Genomic DNA, 15288 nt, shown 5'->3' with positions numbered 1-15288 from the left:
GCCAAGAGCAGCAACGTGGGACAAAATTATCAGCAGCTACTTCGGTGCATTCCCGCTACGGTCGCGTTCGCTTTGCTCTACGCGCCACTCTTCCCAGCCGCGACCCGCAGGCTGCCAGAACGCGCCACGCTCCAGCCCCTCGGGCAAATAGCGCTGATCGACCCAGCCTTCGGGATAATCATGTGGATACTTGTATACACCGTATTCATCGCTGCCCGGGCGATGGCGATCGCGCAGATAACTCGGCACCTCGCGAAGCCCGCTGCTGTGGATATCGGCCAGCGCCGCATCGATCGAAGCCTCACACGCGTTGGATTTTGGCGCCAAGCACACATATAGTGCAGCCTGAGCCAGGTTAATGCGGCACTCGGGATAGCCAATGACCTCGGCAGACTTAAACGCGGCATGCGCCACCAAAAGCGCCTGCGGGTCGGCGTTGCCAACATCCTCAGAAGCGTGAATCATAATGCGGCGAGCGATAAACTTAGGATCCTCCCCAGCATCGATCATGCGCGCGAGCCAATAGATCGTGGCATCGGGGTCGCTACCGCGCATGGACTTGATGAACGCACTGATGATGTCGTAGTGCATGTCGCCGTTTTTGTCATACGTAAAGCCGCGACGCGGGTTGGCGATCTTCACGTCATCCACGGTGATGGGATAGCGCTCCCCCGCCGCGGGCGCTGGCGTTCCCTCGGTGTCGGGACGCGTGACGGCAATCTCGCTCGCAAGCTCGAGCGTCGTGAGCGCCGAGCGAGCGTCACCCGCTGCCAGCGTGCAGATGGTCTTGACCGTATCCTCATCGGCCGAGAACTTACCGTTCAAGCCCTGCGGTGCCTCAAGCGCACGCTCAATAAGCGTGGCGATATCCTCATCCTTCAGATGCTCAAGCTCCACGACGCGACCACGTGAGAGCAGCGCCGAGTTTACCTCGAAGTACGGATTCTCCGTCGTAGCGCCAATCATAATGACGGTACGGTTCTCAACTGCATGCAGCAGGGCATCCTGCTGCGACTTAGAGAAGCGGTGAATCTCATCGATGAATAGAATGGTGCGACGGTCGTACGTATTCAGGCGCGTCTTGGCCTCATCAATCACGCGACGCAGGTCCTTCACGGTACCCGTGACGGCGCTGACCTCGACAAACTCGCTCTTGGTATGGTTGGCGATAATGTGGGCCAGCGTCGTCTTGCCCGTACCGGCAGGCCCGTACAGAATCACGCTCGAAAGCACGTCGTGCTCGATCGCGGCACGCAGCCACGAGCCCTTACCGACGGCCTTTTGCTGACCCACGTACTCGTCGAGCGAACTGGGACGCATGCGCACCGCGAGCGGCGCATTTTTAAAGGAACGCTCGCGCGTCGAGACAGAAAAAAGGTCGTCCATAGCCATCCCATGCATCAATCAAAAGCTTTGTTCGTCAACAGTATACCGAAAAGATACGAACTACCGTTCGTTAATATAGGTACGGTGCGGAAACTTTAGACCCGGGAACAGCTTACTCGTCAGCTCGCAGAAATAGCCGTCCGTCATGCTCGCGATATAATCCACCACAGCTTGATCCTTGTCGACCTGCCAGGCATAGGTGCGATCGTAGTAGGAAAGCTGCTGCTCAATGCGCGAAATATGGTGCTTAAAGATGTAAGAGGACTCGTCGCCACTGTTTAGATCCCGCAGGCAACGGTCGTAGAGCTTTTCGAACGCCTCGCGCAGCTCCGCTTCGGAGTCGCCTTCGATACCGCCTTTACTATAGATCTTCTCGTAGTTCTCGCGCTTGGCTCGACGGATTTCCTCAAACAGGTCCTCGCTCATCTCGATACGCGGCTTGCCATAGCTGTGCTCAACGATATCGATGGAGGCGTGCGTGAGGATCCAACTGTTGTAGGCACCGCCCCGGCCATCATCAAAAGCGTCGGGCGAAAGCAGGCCCGCCGCGATCGCATCCTGACGGTCACGACCGACGTAGGCAAGAATATCCGAGATGCGAACGACGCAGCCCTCGAGCGTCATGGGACGCAGATGCTCAATTGCGCTATAGCCCGTGGCAATGCAATCCTCAACCGTCTGGTCAAACTGGTCAAAGGAGCTCATGTCCGAGAGCTCAAACACACGCTGCTCGTACTCGCCGTTATGGCATAGCACGCCGTCGAGCGTCTGGAGCGACACGTTGCGGCCGTACAGCGTGTCGAGCACGCGGACCGACTGCACGTTATGGAAAAAATAACGCCCCGTACGCTCATGATAGATATCGTTGAGGAAGCGCTCGCCGACATGGCCGAAAGGCGTGTGTCCCAAGTCGTGGCCCAGGCCAATCGCCTCGATCAGATCGCAATTGAGCCCCAGGGCGCGACCGATATCGCGCGCAATGCGAGACACAAGCTGCACGTGCAAACCGCGGCGTGACAGATCGTCATTGCTACGGAAGCTAAAGACCTGCGTTTTACCTGCATAACGGGTGTACGCCGGAAGATGAAGTATCTTTTCGGTATCGCGCATAAACGCCGGACGCATAAGCGTGCCTTTGTCGGTAGTGCGATCAATACGACGAATGACCTGATCGTCGTTGCAACGATACGGGTTGACATAGCCCGAAGCACGATCGGCGACAATGCGCTCGACCAGTTCGGGCGACAACGCCGAAGGAATACGGTCCATGCGCGCCTTAATGACGGCCGTTTCTTGATTAGTTGCCATGGCATGCTCCTTAAGAAGGATGCGCAATCGGTTACAAAGTGCAGCCCACGACCTCGATTATGGCAAAAATCGGCACCAAAAACGGGAGCAATGGCAGGGAGCGTGATTTTGTGAAGAGGCAGGAGAGGGCCAGGACCAGGAGCGAAACGGCAAATGCCACGATGCCGCCCATAGGGTCGAGCGTGCAAAGCGCGAAGAGTGCTTTGGCGTCCCCCATGCCAATCCCCGGGGCTTGACGAAGGCGCCGCCAGAGCGACTCAGTAAGCACAAGGGCAAGGTAGACGATGACCGCAAGACCGGCATGATCAAGTGCAGTGTTAACGCCCCTGTCGAGCCAAACGCCCGCCAACGCCGCCACGGCACATGCGCCGGCAAGCCCATTGGGAAACCGTCGCTCTCGGGCATCAATTGCCACGCCGGCAAAGATGCAAATCCAAAACGGGATATAGACCATCGGACTCCTCCTCGAGCTGCATCGCAAAAGCAAAAACCACCACAAAGGTGCCTGTCCCCTTTGCGGTGGTTTTGGTGGTGGTTATTTGGCGCCTTGCATGACCTCGTCAAGGGTAACGTTGACGGCGTGCTGCGTCGGCACCCAGTCGACCTTCAGGAACAGCGCGGCCACCGTGATGGGGATATAGCTGAACATAAAGATCGGGAAGGTAAACAGGTTAGTCACCAGACGCCACTTTTGCGCGCAGTGAATGTGCTTGTACTCAAAGATAGTCGTGAGCAGCGCCAGGATAAAGAAAGTCAGATACATCATGGCGAAGGTCATAATGAGCGAAGCGGCACAGGCCTGCATCTCGACTTCGGTAGCCAAAAAGCCGTGCGAGAGTCCACCCACGATCAGGAACGTCGCATTGGCGAGCATCGAGATGAGCGACAGCAGCATACCCGGGGCGATCGTCATGAACATGTCGTAGGCGGCAAAGCGATGGTAGCGGAAGATCGACTTGACCAGGTGCTTACCGTAAGTAAAGAACACCTGGTAGAAGCCCTTGGTCCAACGCATGCGCTGTTTCCAGGACGCCTTAAACGTCACGGGTTGTTCGTCAAAGAACTCCGCCGGCGCATAGCCAATGCGAATGCCGTGAATGGCGCAGAACGTGGTGAACTGAATGTCCTCGGTCAGCGTGTGGAACTGCCAACCGTGCATGCCCTCGATAACGCTGGCGGAGATGAGGTAGCCCGAACCCGAAACAGCGCAGGACGTCTTGCAGATATTACGCGCGTTGTTGAGGAAGCGCGCCTCGCGTAGATACCACGTGGCATTAGCAGCCGAGATCCACGAGCTGCCGAAGTTCTTGGAATTGCGATAGCTCGTGACCACATGGAAGCCCTGGTCAAAGGCATCATTCATCTTGGAAACGTAATCGCGGGAGATAACGTTATCGGCATCGAAGATAAAGTAGCCCTCAAACGTGTCGGGATACTCGTTGAGAATGCGGTCGAAGCCAAAGTCCATGACCCAGCTCTTGCCCTTGCGGGCCAGGTCATTGCGCTCGTAAACAATAGCACCGGCCTCGCGCGCGAGCTGCGCCGTGTTGTCGGTGCAGGCATCGGCGACCACGAAAACCTCGATGAGCTCGGACGGATAATCCTGGTCCTTGATGGAGCGAACGAGGTTGGCGATCACGGCCTCCTCATTATGCGCCGCGATAAAAAAGGCATAGCGATGGAGTTTTTTGGCCTTGGGAGGCGCGACCTCGCCACGAAGAGCGCCAATGACAAAGAAGACCACCTGGTACAGAAAGCAGACCGTGAGCAGCGTAACGACAATCTGGTTGAAGATCACGATGGGTGTGTTGGTTTGTAAAAAGGCGAGCATGCAGGCTCCCAGCAACGCGTAACGTAAACAATCGTATATCTTACCGCAGGCTTACCGAGTTCAAGAAACCACCTAATACTGGCTAGGCTTCGAGAAGACCGAGCTGCGGAACGATTTCATCTCCAACGGCCGTGCGACCGAGCGAGCGCGGAGCCAGATCGTCGAGAACCGCAGCGAGATCCCACGGCAACTCGTCGCGGCACTCAATGCGCTCCCCCGTCACGGGATGGTCGAACGCCACGCGCCAGGAATGAAGGAACTGCCTGGTCAGGCCCTGGTCGGCGCGCGCATCGCACTTGCCGTAGAGTGGATCGCCCACGCAGGCGTGGTTGATATGACGCATATGCACGCGAATCTGGTGCGTGCGACCGGTAAACAGATGGCACTCAACGAGCGTATAGCCGTCGTCAAAACGCATGGAATCGAAGCGCTCGAGGACCTTAAAGGTCGTAATGGCCTGGCGGGCGAAAGGATCGTCAGAAACCGCCATCTTGACACGGTCGCGCGTCGATCGGGCAATACCGGTATTGATGGTGCCCTCGTCCATGGCGATGTGCCCGTGGACAAGCGTGATATAGCGGCGGTCGAGCGTACGCGTGCGAATGAGATTTTGAAGCGCGCGTTGCGTGTCGTCGTCCTTTGCCGCAAGCATGAGGCCCGAGGTATCGCGATCCAGGCGATGCACGATGCCGGGGCGGTCCTCACCCTGCACGGTACCAAGATGATCGATACCGCAGTGGTAGACCAAGGCGTTCGCAAGCGTGCCGCTCTCGTGGCCGTGGGCGGGATGGCACACCAGCCCGCGCTGCTTGGAGAGCACAATGAGATAGTCGTCCTCATGGCGAATGTCGAGCGGGATGGCCTCGGGAATCACATCGGTGGGATCGTGCGGCTCGGGCAAATCGACCGAAATACGGTCGCCGGCTCGCACGGCGTACTTTTTAGACAGGCAGGTCTCGCCATTGACACAAACGGCACCGCCCTCAATCAGATGCGCGCAGGCAGAACGCGTGGGGCAGCCGTCATTGGCGCCCAGGTAGGCGTCAAGACGCTGACCAGCGGCATCATCCGCAACAAGGATATGGATGTCGGCCATTAGCGTTCATTCCTTTCGCGAATCTTGCGGGCACGCTCCCCACGCTGCTGGGCTTTGCGCTTAGCGCGGGCCTCGTCACGGGCGTTGAGCTCAGCGGTCGCATCGACCTCACGGGCAGCGGGGCTCAAGAACATGTAGCCAAAGAGGGCGAGCACGACGCCCAAGGTAATGCCGATATCGGCCACATTGAAGACAGGGAAGTCAATGAAGGTGGTGGCAATAAAATCGGTCACGAAGCCAAAGGCCAAACGATCGATAGCGTTGCCGATAGCACCGCCCGCAACCATCGCCATGCCCACAACCTCAAGATGGGCGAGCTGGGGTGCACGAACGAGGTACACGGCAATAGCGATAATGACCGCCAACGCCAGCACGGCAAACGCGATGCCATGTCCCTCACCCATGCTAAAGGCAGCACCGATATTGCGGACAAACATAAAGTCGATGACACCGGGGATGACGGTCACATGCAATGCGTCGCCCACGGCACGAACCGCAAGCTTGGTCAGCTGGTCAACAAGCAGCACAACGAGCGCCACCCCACCAGCAACACCCAACCGCCAACGCAAAGGCGGCGTCATATCCCCAGTACGACCCAAATCAATCCCCTACCCTCAAGAACATCGAATTCCGTTTAATGCAAGTAATCATCTTATAGTGACAAACGCCAAACGCGCAGCATATTCACCAACGCTAGCGAAATAACCAGCTAAAAACGAAAGCGGCATTCCGAAAAACAGAATGCCGCTTGAATGTGACACAGGTAGTCATTAGGGACGTTCTTGTTTGACTAGTCGTTTAAGAACGTCCCCAACAACTAAACAATAGAAACGCCGCATTACCGTCACCAACAGCGAAAACGTCTCTAAGCGAGCAAGGTGACGTGAAAGAGGAGGGAAGCGTACTTTGGTACGCGACCGACGATTGAACGTCAGATTGCCGCTTAGGGGCGTTTGCAGCGTCGGTAGGTTTCGGCGTTCTACGAACGCCGAAACCTACAAAGCGTCGGCGCAGCGCTTACAGATATGCGCATGGCCGTTGTACTCGCCAACGGTGGTGCGGTAGTTCCAGCAACGGTCGCAGCACTCGCCCTCGGCAGCTTCAATGGCAACGGAGAGTTCCTCGCCCTGGGTCAGCTCAACATCGGAGACGATGTAGAACTCGGCCAGGTCGACGGCCTTGTCGCCGGTCAACAGCGCATACATCTCGGCGGGAACGACCGCCTTGACGCGGACCTGCTGGCTCTTGGTGAAGGTGCCGGCAGAACGGGCATCCTCAAGGGCCTTGGTCACGGCGCTACGGAGCTCGAGCGAAGCCTCGAGCACGCCCTCAAACTCATTGGCCTCGTCGACAGTAATGGGCGACTTGTACCAATCGAGCAGCGCGGCGTACTTCTGGTGATCGACGCAGCCGGCGGGCGCATAGGCCATGGCCTCGTCGACCGTGTAGGACAGGATCGGCTGCAGGTCGCGCATGAGCATCGAGAAGAGCTCGGCAAGCACGGTCTGGGCGCTGCGGCGCCCGAGCGAGCCGGGCTTCTCGCAGTACAAACGGTCCTTCAAGGCGTCGAGGTACACATTGGAGAGCTCGGTAACCACGAAGTCGTAGAGCGCACGGTAGGCGCGCGGGAACTCGTAGCTGGCGTAGGCGTCGTCGACCTCGGCCTGGACCTGAGTCAGGCGGGCAACCATGAGCTTGTCGAGCGGCAGCAGGTCGGCAAAGGCGACGCCGTCGGTCTCAGGCTCAAACTGACCCTCGAGCTCGGAGAGCAGGAAGCGCAGCGTGTTGCGGAAACGACGGTAGGCATCGGACGTACGAGCAAGGATCTCGTGGTCGATTGACACGTCGGAGCTGGTATCGACGGATGCAACCCACAGACGGATGATGTCGGCGCCCATCTCGTCGCAGACCTTGTTGGGGTCAATGACGTTGCCGAGCGACTTGGACATCTTGCGGCCCTGGCCGTCGAGCGTGAAGCCCTGCGAGACAACCGCCTTGTACGGAGCGTGGCCGTTGGCGCCCACCGAGGTGAGCAGCGAGCTCTGGAACCAACCGCGGTGCTGGTCGGAGCCTTCGAGGTACACATCCGCCGGATACTCCAGCTCGGGACGGTACTCGCAGACGGCCTTCCAGGAAACGCCGGAATCCCACCACACGTCGAGGATGTCCTTATCGGCCTTGAGGTGATGGCCACCGCACTTGGGGCAGACGCAGGCCTCGCCCAGGTAGCTCTCGGGAGCGTCGGTGAACCAGGCGTCAGAGCCCTTCTCGTGGAAGAGCTTGATGACAGCGTCGAGCGTGGCGTCGTTCATAACCTTCTCGCCGCAGTCGGTGCAGGTGAAGCTGGGGATAGGCACGCCCCAGTTGCGCTGACGGCTGATACACCAGTCGGGACGCTGCTCGACCATGGCACCGATGCGGTTGGCCGCGTGGGCCGGATACCACTTGACGTTCTCGCGGACCTCCTTGCCAGCCTGCTCGCGCAAACCGGTCTTGTCCATCGAGACAAACCACTGGTCGGTAGCACGGAAGAGCACCGGGTGCTTGCAGCGCCAGCAGTGCGGATAGCTGTGCGTGATCTTCTTCTCGAGGACCAGGGTGCCGCGCTCGCGCAGGAACTCGATGATGTGTGGGTTGGCCTCATCGGTGTCCATACCGCTGAAGGGGCCACCGGTGCCAAACTCCTCACCGGTGTAGAACTTGCCGTCGTCATCGACCGGCATGCAGATGTCGGTGATGCCCTCCTTGAGGCAGGCAAAGTAGTCGTCAACACCGTGGCCGGGCGAGTTGTGGACAATACCGGTACCGTCGTCGACACCGACGTAATCGGCCAGCAGCGCCACGCCCTCGACACCGTCGAAGATCGGCTGCTTGTAGTGGATGTGGTGGAAGGTCTCGGCGGGAACCACATAGGGCTTGCCGTCGACCATAACCGGGGTGTACTCCCAGCCAAACTCCTCGCAGCACTTGGAAGCCAGGTCCTCGAGCATGACCTCGGCGCGGCCGTCGTGCTCAACGGCGACGTAGGCGGCGCCGGGCTTGAGGGAAACGGCCTGGTCGGAGGGGATGGTCCACGGGGTGGTCGTCCAGATGATGAAGTCAACCGGGCCGTCGAAGTTCTCGAGGCCGGCGGGCTTGGAGGTCATCTCAAAGCGCACGAAGATGGACGGGCTCGTCTCGTCGGAGTACTCAATCTCGGCCTCAGCAAGTGCGGTATGGCAGTGCTTGCACCAGTGAACGGGCTTGTGACCGCGATAGATCATGCCCTTGTCGAACATGGCCTTGAAAACCTCGATGTCGGCGGCGTCATGCTGGTGATAGAGCGTCAGATAGGGGTTGTCCCAATCGCCGAGCACGCCCAGGCGACGGAAGCCGGCCTTCTGCAGCTCGATGTTCTCGACAGCGAACTTATTGCAAAGCTCACGGATCTTAGCCGTGGAGGTCTGGTTGAACTTCTCGGTGCCGAGCTTCTCCTCGACCTTGTGCTCAATCGGCTGACCGTGGCAGTCCCAACCGGGGACATAGGGAACTTCGCAGCCCTGCATCATCCAGTAACGGTTGATCATGTCCTTGGAGATCTTGTTCATGGCGTGGCCGATGTGAATCGGGCCGTTAGCGTACGGAGGGCCATCGTGCAGCACGAACTTCTTGTGACCCTCGTTCTTCTTCAGAACTTGCTCGTAGACCTTGTTGTCCTGCCAGTCCTTGAGTCGCTTGGGCTCGGACTTGGAAAGACCGGCACGCATGGGAAATCCGGTTTTGGGCAGATTCATCGTCTGCTTGTACTCGTTTGCCACGGTACCCCTTTCTTGTCGTGGGCGCGCACGCCCTCTGGGCACCAAAAAGCGCCCGTCCCTGCAAGCTGGGACGAAGCGCCACAAAACGGGCAGACAGCCCGAACAAAGCTCTTCGCTTAACCACCCAGCTTAGATGCCCTCACCCGCGTCGCCGCGCGCTCGCATCCGTTACTCGGCTGGCCTGTATCGACGACCATCTCGGCGATGTCTACTAAGACGAACCTGTGCAGCACGTCCGTTGGGACCGCAACTCCGGGGTGATTTTCATCGGTCGCATGCGCGGGTTCTCAGCACTCCCCGCTCTCTGTGGCATGCGGATGGCCGACTACTCGTCCCCATCAACGCTTATGCGCTGTATGGTAGCACGGTCGCCGCCGGCGAAAAACCCTCAACATTGGTTTCATACTTTAGAAATTTCTCGCGGACACAGACCTTCTCTTGGAGCAAAATACCTGAAAGCACTTTATCGAACGAAAGAAGGTTGCCATGCGCACCATTGGAATGAGCGATTACACCGTCGGCGAGGACTGCTTTGACGAGTTGCCCGCCGCGCTGGCCGAGTACGGAGCGACCAAGGTCGCCATCATTGGCGGCAAGCGCGCACTGGCAGCGGCGCTGCCTGGCATTGAGGCCGCCCTTGCGGATACGGACGTCAAGGTTCTGGAGACGCGCGTCTACGGCACCAACAGCACCCGCGCCAACATTGTCAAGGTCGTGAACTCCCCTGCCTGCCAGGAGGCTGACGTGCTCATCGCCTGCGGCGGCGGCAAGGCGCTCGACACCGTCAAGACCGCGGCCATCGAGCTCAAGAAGATCGTCTTTACTGTGCCGACGATCTGCTCCAACTGCTCCGCCGCGACAGCCATTGCCGTCGTGTACAACGACGATGGCTCGCTCGAGGGCTATTCGTATCCCAACCGCCCGGCGCACATCTTCATCAACCCCAAGATCATCGCCGAGGCTCCGGCTGAGTACTTCTGGGCCGGTGTGGGCGATGCCCTGTCCAAGCAGCCCGAGGTCGAATACGCCACGAGCGCCGGCAACCTGGAGCACACGGCCGGCCTTGGCCTGGCGCTCGCCCACACCTGCTCCGAGCCGCTGTTTACCTATGGCGTCCAGGGTCTTGAGGACGTGCGCCAGGACCTGTCGAGCGAGGCTGTCAAGCAAATCGCGCTCGACATCGTGGTCAACACGGGCTATGTCTCGAACCTCACGAACCAGAACGATTACTACTACAACTCGAGCGTGGCGCACGCGTTCTACAACGCCACCTGCAGCATCCCGCGCGAGGGAACGTATCTGCATGGTGAGGTCGTGAGCCTGGGTGTGCTCGTGCTGTTTGCCTATACGGGCGATACCGAGAACCTTGAACGCTACGCCGCATTTAACAAGCAGATGGGCCTGCCTGTGACGTTGGAGCAGGTCGGCCTTACCGAGGCGGATATCCCGGCCCTATGCGAGTTCGCGCATGCCACCAACGAGTGGAAGCAGGGCAACCCGGAGCCCTTCACCGACGAGAAGTTCGCCGCCGCCATCAAGGCCGCCAACGCCTACGGCCACACCCTCTAGCTCTAACCCAAAACCACCACAAGGGAGCAGTACCTTTGTGGTGGTTTTTTATTGCTCCAGCATGCTGGGGTCGAACTCGCTAGCTGGTATAACGCGATAGCCGTGACGCAGCAACAGATCAACGAAGACGCCGTTGCCCGCGGTGAGCGTATCGCTAAAGGTACCGTCGTAGATGCGACCCGCGCCGCACGAGGGACTGCGGTCCTGCAAGACGCACGCAGCAATCTCGGACGGGCCGCCCGCCTGCTCGCACATATCGAGCGCACGTTGAGCGCCCAGGCGAAACTCGCGATCGACCGAGGCACCCTCGCAGGTACGGACCTCGCCGTTCACAATCTCGGACGGCCTGCGCGGCGTGGGCAGGCCGCCAAAGACCTCAGGGCACACCAAGAGGACCTCGGTCCCCGTACGCTCGCAGGCCTCGACCAACTCGCGATGATAGTTGTCGAGCCCGTTATACTTGCAGCTCTCGCCCATCAAGCAGGCACTCACCACGATCTTCATTTCCATCCCCCTCAAGCAAAACGCCCCATTTGAGAAAGCTGCTCAAATGGGGCGTCGGCGTTTACTGGCTCGGCCGCGGCGTTACTGCTGCTTGGGCATCAGCGGGTTCTCGCGCGTGAGGAGATTCATGAACTCCTCGCCCGTGATCGTCTCCTTCTTGTACAGATAACGAGCCAGCTCGTGGAGCTTGAACTTGTTTTCCTTGAGGATCTGCAGGGCGCGGTCGTGCGCATCCTCAATCAACTTGGCGACAATTGCGTCCACACGCTCGGCCGTACCGGGGGCGCAGGTGAGCGACGTATCCTGGTTGAGGTACGCATTCTGGACGGTACCGAGCGCCATCATGCCAAACTCGTCGGACATACCAAAGCGCGTCACCATGTTTCGGGCGAGCTTGGTGGCCTGCTCGATATCGTTGGCGGCGCCAGTCGTCATCTCACCAAAGATGAGCTCCTCGGCCGCACGGCCACCGCAGTAGACGGCGAGCTTGTCCAGGACCTCCTGGCGTGTGGTCAGGAAGCGTTCATCCTCCTCGACCTGCATGGTGTAGCCCAGAGCACCGCTCGTGCGTGGCACGATGGTGATCTTCGTGACCGGCGCAGAGCCCTTCTGGCGAGCGGCAACAATGGCATGGCCGATCTCATGGTAGGAAACGACCTGCTTATCGTGGTCGGAAAGCACCGTGGACTTACGCTGTTGGCCGGCAATGACGACCTCCACCGACTCCTCGAAGTCGTCCTGGGTTGCACGCTTGCGACCTTCGCGAACGGCGCGCAGGGCGCCCTCGTTGATGATATTGGCCAAATCGGCGCCCGAGGCACCAGGCGTGGCGCGGGCAATCGCGGTCAAATCGATCGGCGGCTGCGTCTTCACGCTCTTGGCATGCAACTCAAGAATGTTCTTACGGCCGGTCAGATCGGGCAACTCGACGGGGATGCGGCGGTCAAAACGACCGGGGCGTAGCAGGGCCGGATCGAGGCTGTCGGGACGGTTGGTGGCAGCGAGGACAACGATACCCTTGTGGTTATCGAAGCCATCCATCTCGGTCAGCAACTGATTGAGCGTCTGCTCGCGCTCGTCGTTGCCGCTAAAGCCGCCGCCATCGCGCTTCTTACCAATGGTATCGATCTCGTCGATAAAGACGATGCACGGGGCCTTTTCCTTGGCCTGCTTAAACAGGTCACGAACCTTAGCAGCGCCGCGACCAACAAACATCTCAACGAACTCAGAGCCCGAAATGCTAAAGAACGGAACACCGGCCTCGCCGGCAACAGCCTTGGCAAGCAGGGTCTTACCGGTACCCGGAGGGCCAACAAGGAGAGCACCGCGCGGCAGCTTGGCGCCAATCTCCTCGTAGCGCTGCGGCTTCTCCAGAAAATCGACGACCTCCTTGAGGGATTCCTTGGCCTCTTCCTGGCCAGCGACGTCCTTAAAGGTCACGCCCACGTCCTTGGAGGCGATCACGCGCGCGCCGGACTTACCCAGCCCGCCGCCGCCAAAACCGCCGCCGCCAAAGTTCATCGACGGGCCGTCATCGCCCATAGCCTTCTTCATGCGGCGGTTGAGCCACCAACCGATGAGGAAGAAAATCGCCATGGGAAGAATGAGTGTGAGCAGGTAGTAGGTCATCAAACCCGAGTTTTTATCGGGAACGACCGACTCCAGCGAAGCGCCAGACTCAAGCACGCGATCGGTAAAGCCCGCATCGTTCGGCACACCGGTCGTCTTATAGGCGATATTCTCGTCCTCGCCCTTCTTGGTGTAATAAATCGAGTAATCGTCCGTGTTGTACTCGACCTTGTCGACACTCTTCTTATCGAGTGCTTTGACAAACGTCGAGTAATCGGTCTTCGTAATCTGCTGCGTGTGACCGATGTTGGGGAACAGAACGGTCGAGAGCACGAGGTAGACGACGAAGGCGATGAGCACGTAGAGGATCATATTCCGTCTACGCTTGTTGTCATCCATCTCCATCTGCTTGAACTCCATCTACTGGGGTTGATAATGGTTTCTAGAATACCCAACCCGAGCGACGATAAACCGACGCCGGGCACGAAAGGACAGATATGGCATCACTGGAAGTCGGCAAGGTTCAGATCTATACGGGCGACGGCAAGGGCAAGACGAAGGCTGCTTTGGGGCGCGAGAGGATGTCGAGGAACTGATTGCGATAAAGCCCGCCACCACGGAGCTCGTGCTAACCGGCCGCGGCCTGCTGCCCCTCGCAGACCTCGCGGACCTGGTCACCGAAATGCGACCCGTCAAACACTACTTCGACGAAGGCCTCCTAGCCCGCCAAGGCATCGAATACTAATTGATTCGTTTTCCGCCAACACCTACAGCTCATAAGGAAGTTGCGGTGGAATAGTACTTGTTTGACGGTCCGCAAGGGCTTTTCAGGAACTATTTCACCGCAACTTATCAGGGGTATCTGACGGATGAGCTAGGCGGTGGCGCGACCTAGCCAGTTGCCGCTGTGGTGGTAGATGGTGAACATCGTGGCCGTAATGAGCCAGGTTACGGGGTAGACCAGCAGAAGATGCTCGAGCGACGGATCGAAGGGCATGATCGCAAACACCCAGATCACCCTGAGCACGACGGTGCCAAAAATCGTGAGCAGCATGGGCTGTAAGCTAACACCGGCACCGCGAATGGAGCCCGACGCGTTTTCGATAATCGAGAAGATCGCGTAGAACGGCGCGATGAAATGAAGAATCGTCGTGGTGTACGACGATATCGAAGCATCGTCGACAAACAGACGCGACAACGGACCCGAGAACACCAGCAGCACGGCAGACAGACCACCAATGAGCATAAACGACAGCACGAGCGACGTGTGATATCCCTTGCGCATTCGCTCGTAATTGCGCGCGCCAAAGTTCTGCGCCGAGAACGTAGTGATCGATACGCCGAGCGCCTCGGTCACCATCCAGATAATGCCATCCAGGCGCCCAGATAGACCCCAAGCAGTCGTGACATCGGCGCCAAACGAATTAACCGACACCTGGATCAGCACGTTCGAGATCGAATAGGCAGCCGATTGAAAACCGAGTGGCAGACCACACGAGATCATACTCTTGCAAATACCGCGATCGATACCGAGCTTAGACAGCGAAAGACGCCATGCACCCGGAGCGCGCATCATGCGCAACACGATCATCGTTGCATTGGAGCAAATGGTCAGCGCCACTGCGATGCCGCAGCCCAGCGCCTCCATATGCAACACAGCGACAAAGATGATATCCAGCACCACGTTAACAAGGCAGCCAGAGGCAATGATCACGGCGGGCCCGCGCGTGTCGCCCACGGCACGCAGCAGTGCGGTTCCCATATTCAGCAGCAGTGCCGCAACCATCGCGGCAAAATAACAGCGAGCATAGGCCACACCCTCGGCCAATAGTTCATGCGGCGTGTTCATAAGCACCAGCATGGGCTCAACGAACACTATGCCAAGAATCGAGAAAGCGATACCGCCCACCAGCGCGAGCGTCATGGCTGTATGGACCGAACGACTCAGTCGCTCATCATCGTGCTGGCCAAAATACTGACCGGTAATGACCGCGCAGCCGGCGCCAACACCAACGCAAAAGCCAATGCAGAGCTCGGTGAGAACCATCGTGGCCTGAATGCCGCCCAGCGCGAGCTTGCCGCCAAACTGGCCAACGATATACGTACCGATAAGCGTGTAAGCCTGTTGAAAAAACGAACTAAAGAAGATGGGGACGCACAGCGACAGCAGCTGTTGCCAAATGACACCCTGCGTTACATCGATAGCCGTAGATTTCTTAGCCACACGC

Annotated in this window: 13 protein-coding genes; 3 read left to right on the top strand and 10 right to left on the bottom strand. The window is 58.7% G+C overall.

Annotated features, from left to right (window positions below; genetic code table 11):
- Positions 1 to 36: 36 nt before the first annotated feature.
- From AB5750_RS02970 to ileS, 7 genes are all read right to left on the bottom strand, one after another.
- Positions 37 to 1386, bottom strand: coding sequence for a replication-associated recombination protein A (locus AB5750_RS02970; RefSeq protein WP_368145342.1), 1350 nt, complete (start codon positions 1384 to 1386; stop codon positions 37 to 39).
- Between the two features lie 60 nt (positions 1387 to 1446).
- Positions 1447 to 2694, bottom strand: a complete 1248-nt coding sequence (locus tag AB5750_RS02965; protein WP_368145343.1) for a deoxyguanosinetriphosphate triphosphohydrolase family protein — start codon at positions 2692 to 2694, stop codon at positions 1447 to 1449.
- A gap of 31 nt (positions 2695 to 2725) precedes the next feature.
- Complete coding sequence (locus tag AB5750_RS02960) at positions 2726 to 3148, bottom strand: prepilin peptidase (protein ID WP_195362132.1); 423 nt, start codon at positions 3146 to 3148, stop codon at positions 2726 to 2728.
- Positions 3149 to 3229: 81 nt separating this feature from the next.
- On the bottom strand, positions 3230 to 4525 hold the full coding sequence (locus AB5750_RS02955; RefSeq protein WP_368145344.1) for a glycosyltransferase family 2 protein: 1296 nt from the start codon (positions 4523 to 4525) through the stop codon (positions 3230 to 3232).
- Positions 4526 to 4607: 82 nt separating this feature from the next.
- On the bottom strand, positions 4608 to 5621 hold the full coding sequence (locus AB5750_RS02950; RefSeq protein ID WP_368145345.1) for an RluA family pseudouridine synthase: 1014 nt from the start codon (positions 5619 to 5621) through the stop codon (positions 4608 to 4610).
- Positions 5621 to 6148, bottom strand: coding sequence for a signal peptidase II (gene lspA, locus AB5750_RS02945; protein WP_343007273.1), 528 nt, complete (start codon positions 6146 to 6148; stop codon positions 5621 to 5623). Before lspA ends, AB5750_RS02950 begins: the two co-directional genes overlap by 1 nt.
- 468 nt (positions 6149 to 6616) lie before the next feature.
- The gene (gene ileS / locus AB5750_RS02940; RefSeq protein ID WP_438266010.1) at positions 6617 to 9418 is read right to left on the bottom strand and encodes an isoleucine--tRNA ligase; all 2802 of its coding nucleotides are present in this window, start codon (positions 9416 to 9418) and stop codon (positions 6617 to 6619) included.
- A gap of 486 nt (positions 9419 to 9904) precedes the next feature.
- Between ileS and AB5750_RS02935 the strand changes: the two genes are divergently transcribed.
- Positions 9905 to 10987: an iron-containing alcohol dehydrogenase family protein gene (locus tag AB5750_RS02935; protein ID WP_368145346.1), complete on the top strand. Its 1083-nt coding sequence runs from the start codon at positions 9905 to 9907 to the stop codon at positions 10985 to 10987.
- Positions 10988 to 11035: 48 nt separating this feature from the next.
- Here AB5750_RS02935 and AB5750_RS02930 read toward each other — a convergent pair whose 3' ends face one another.
- Both AB5750_RS02930 and ftsH read right to left on the bottom strand, forming a co-directional pair.
- Positions 11036 to 11491, bottom strand: coding sequence for a 2-thiouracil desulfurase family protein (locus AB5750_RS02930; protein WP_368145347.1), 456 nt, complete (start codon positions 11489 to 11491; stop codon positions 11036 to 11038).
- 81 nt (positions 11492 to 11572) lie between these two features.
- Positions 11573 to 13465, bottom strand: a complete 1893-nt coding sequence (gene ftsH, locus AB5750_RS02925) for an ATP-dependent zinc metalloprotease FtsH (RefSeq protein WP_368145348.1) — start codon at positions 13463 to 13465, stop codon at positions 11573 to 11575.
- A 92-nt stretch (positions 13466 to 13557) separates the two neighbouring features.
- On the opposite strand from ftsH, the gene AB5750_RS02920 reads away from it, so the two are divergent.
- Positions 13558 to 13656 (top strand): cob(I)yrinic acid a,c-diamide adenosyltransferase, encoded by a 99-nt coding sequence (locus tag AB5750_RS02920; protein WP_230308470.1) that lies wholly within the window; start codon positions 13558 to 13560, stop codon positions 13654 to 13656.
- Positions 13657 to 13685: 29 nt separating this feature from the next.
- Positions 13686 to 13805 carry a cob(I)yrinic acid a,c-diamide adenosyltransferase gene (locus tag AB5750_RS02915; RefSeq protein WP_253279132.1) on the top strand — a complete coding sequence of 40 codons (120 nt, stop codon included), beginning with the start codon at positions 13686 to 13688 and terminating at the stop codon, positions 13803 to 13805.
- Between the two features lie 129 nt (positions 13806 to 13934).
- Here AB5750_RS02915 and AB5750_RS02910 read toward each other — a convergent pair whose 3' ends face one another.
- Complete coding sequence (locus AB5750_RS02910) at positions 13935 to 15284, bottom strand: MATE family efflux transporter (RefSeq protein WP_368145349.1); 1350 nt, start codon at positions 15282 to 15284, stop codon at positions 13935 to 13937.
- Positions 15285 to 15288 lie beyond the last annotated feature (4 nt).

This window comes from Collinsella aerofaciens (assembly GCF_040926185.1).
GTDB lineage: Bacteria > Actinomycetota > Coriobacteriia > Coriobacteriales > Coriobacteriaceae > Collinsella > Collinsella aerofaciens_BC.
Note: the sequence above shows the minus strand (reverse complement) of the source record. Positions and strands in the feature narration are given on the sequence as shown.

What these genes read in the sequence shown, in the direction of transcription:
- AB5750_RS02935 (WP_368145346.1), top strand. Translation starts at nt 9,905, where the DNA reads ATGCGCACCATTGGAATGAGCGATTACACCGTCGGCGAGGACTGCTTT.
- AB5750_RS02955 (WP_368145344.1), bottom strand. Translation starts at nt 4,525, where the DNA reads ATGCTCGCCTTTTTACAAACCAACACACCCATCGTGATCTTCAACCAG.
- AB5750_RS02930 (WP_368145347.1), bottom strand. Translation starts at nt 11,491, where the DNA reads ATGAAGATCGTGGTGAGTGCCTGCTTGATGGGCGAGAGCTGCAAGTAT.
- ftsH (WP_368145348.1), bottom strand. Translation starts at nt 13,465, where the DNA reads ATGGAGATGGATGACAACAAGCGTAGACGGAATATGATCCTCTACGTG.
- AB5750_RS02950 (WP_368145345.1), bottom strand. Translation starts at nt 5,621, where the DNA reads ATGGCCGACATCCATATCCTTGTTGCGGATGATGCCGCTGGTCAGCGT.
- AB5750_RS02920 (WP_230308470.1), top strand. Translation starts at nt 13,558, where the DNA reads ATGGCATCACTGGAAGTCGGCAAGGTTCAGATCTATACGGGCGACGGC.
- AB5750_RS02970 (WP_368145342.1), bottom strand. Translation starts at nt 1,386, where the DNA reads ATGGACGACCTTTTTTCTGTCTCGACGCGCGAGCGTTCCTTTAAAAAT.
- AB5750_RS02960 (WP_195362132.1), bottom strand. Translation starts at nt 3,148, where the DNA reads ATGGTCTATATCCCGTTTTGGATTTGCATCTTTGCCGGCGTGGCAATT.
- AB5750_RS02965 (WP_368145343.1), bottom strand. Translation starts at nt 2,694, where the DNA reads ATGGCAACTAATCAAGAAACGGCCGTCATTAAGGCGCGCATGGACCGT.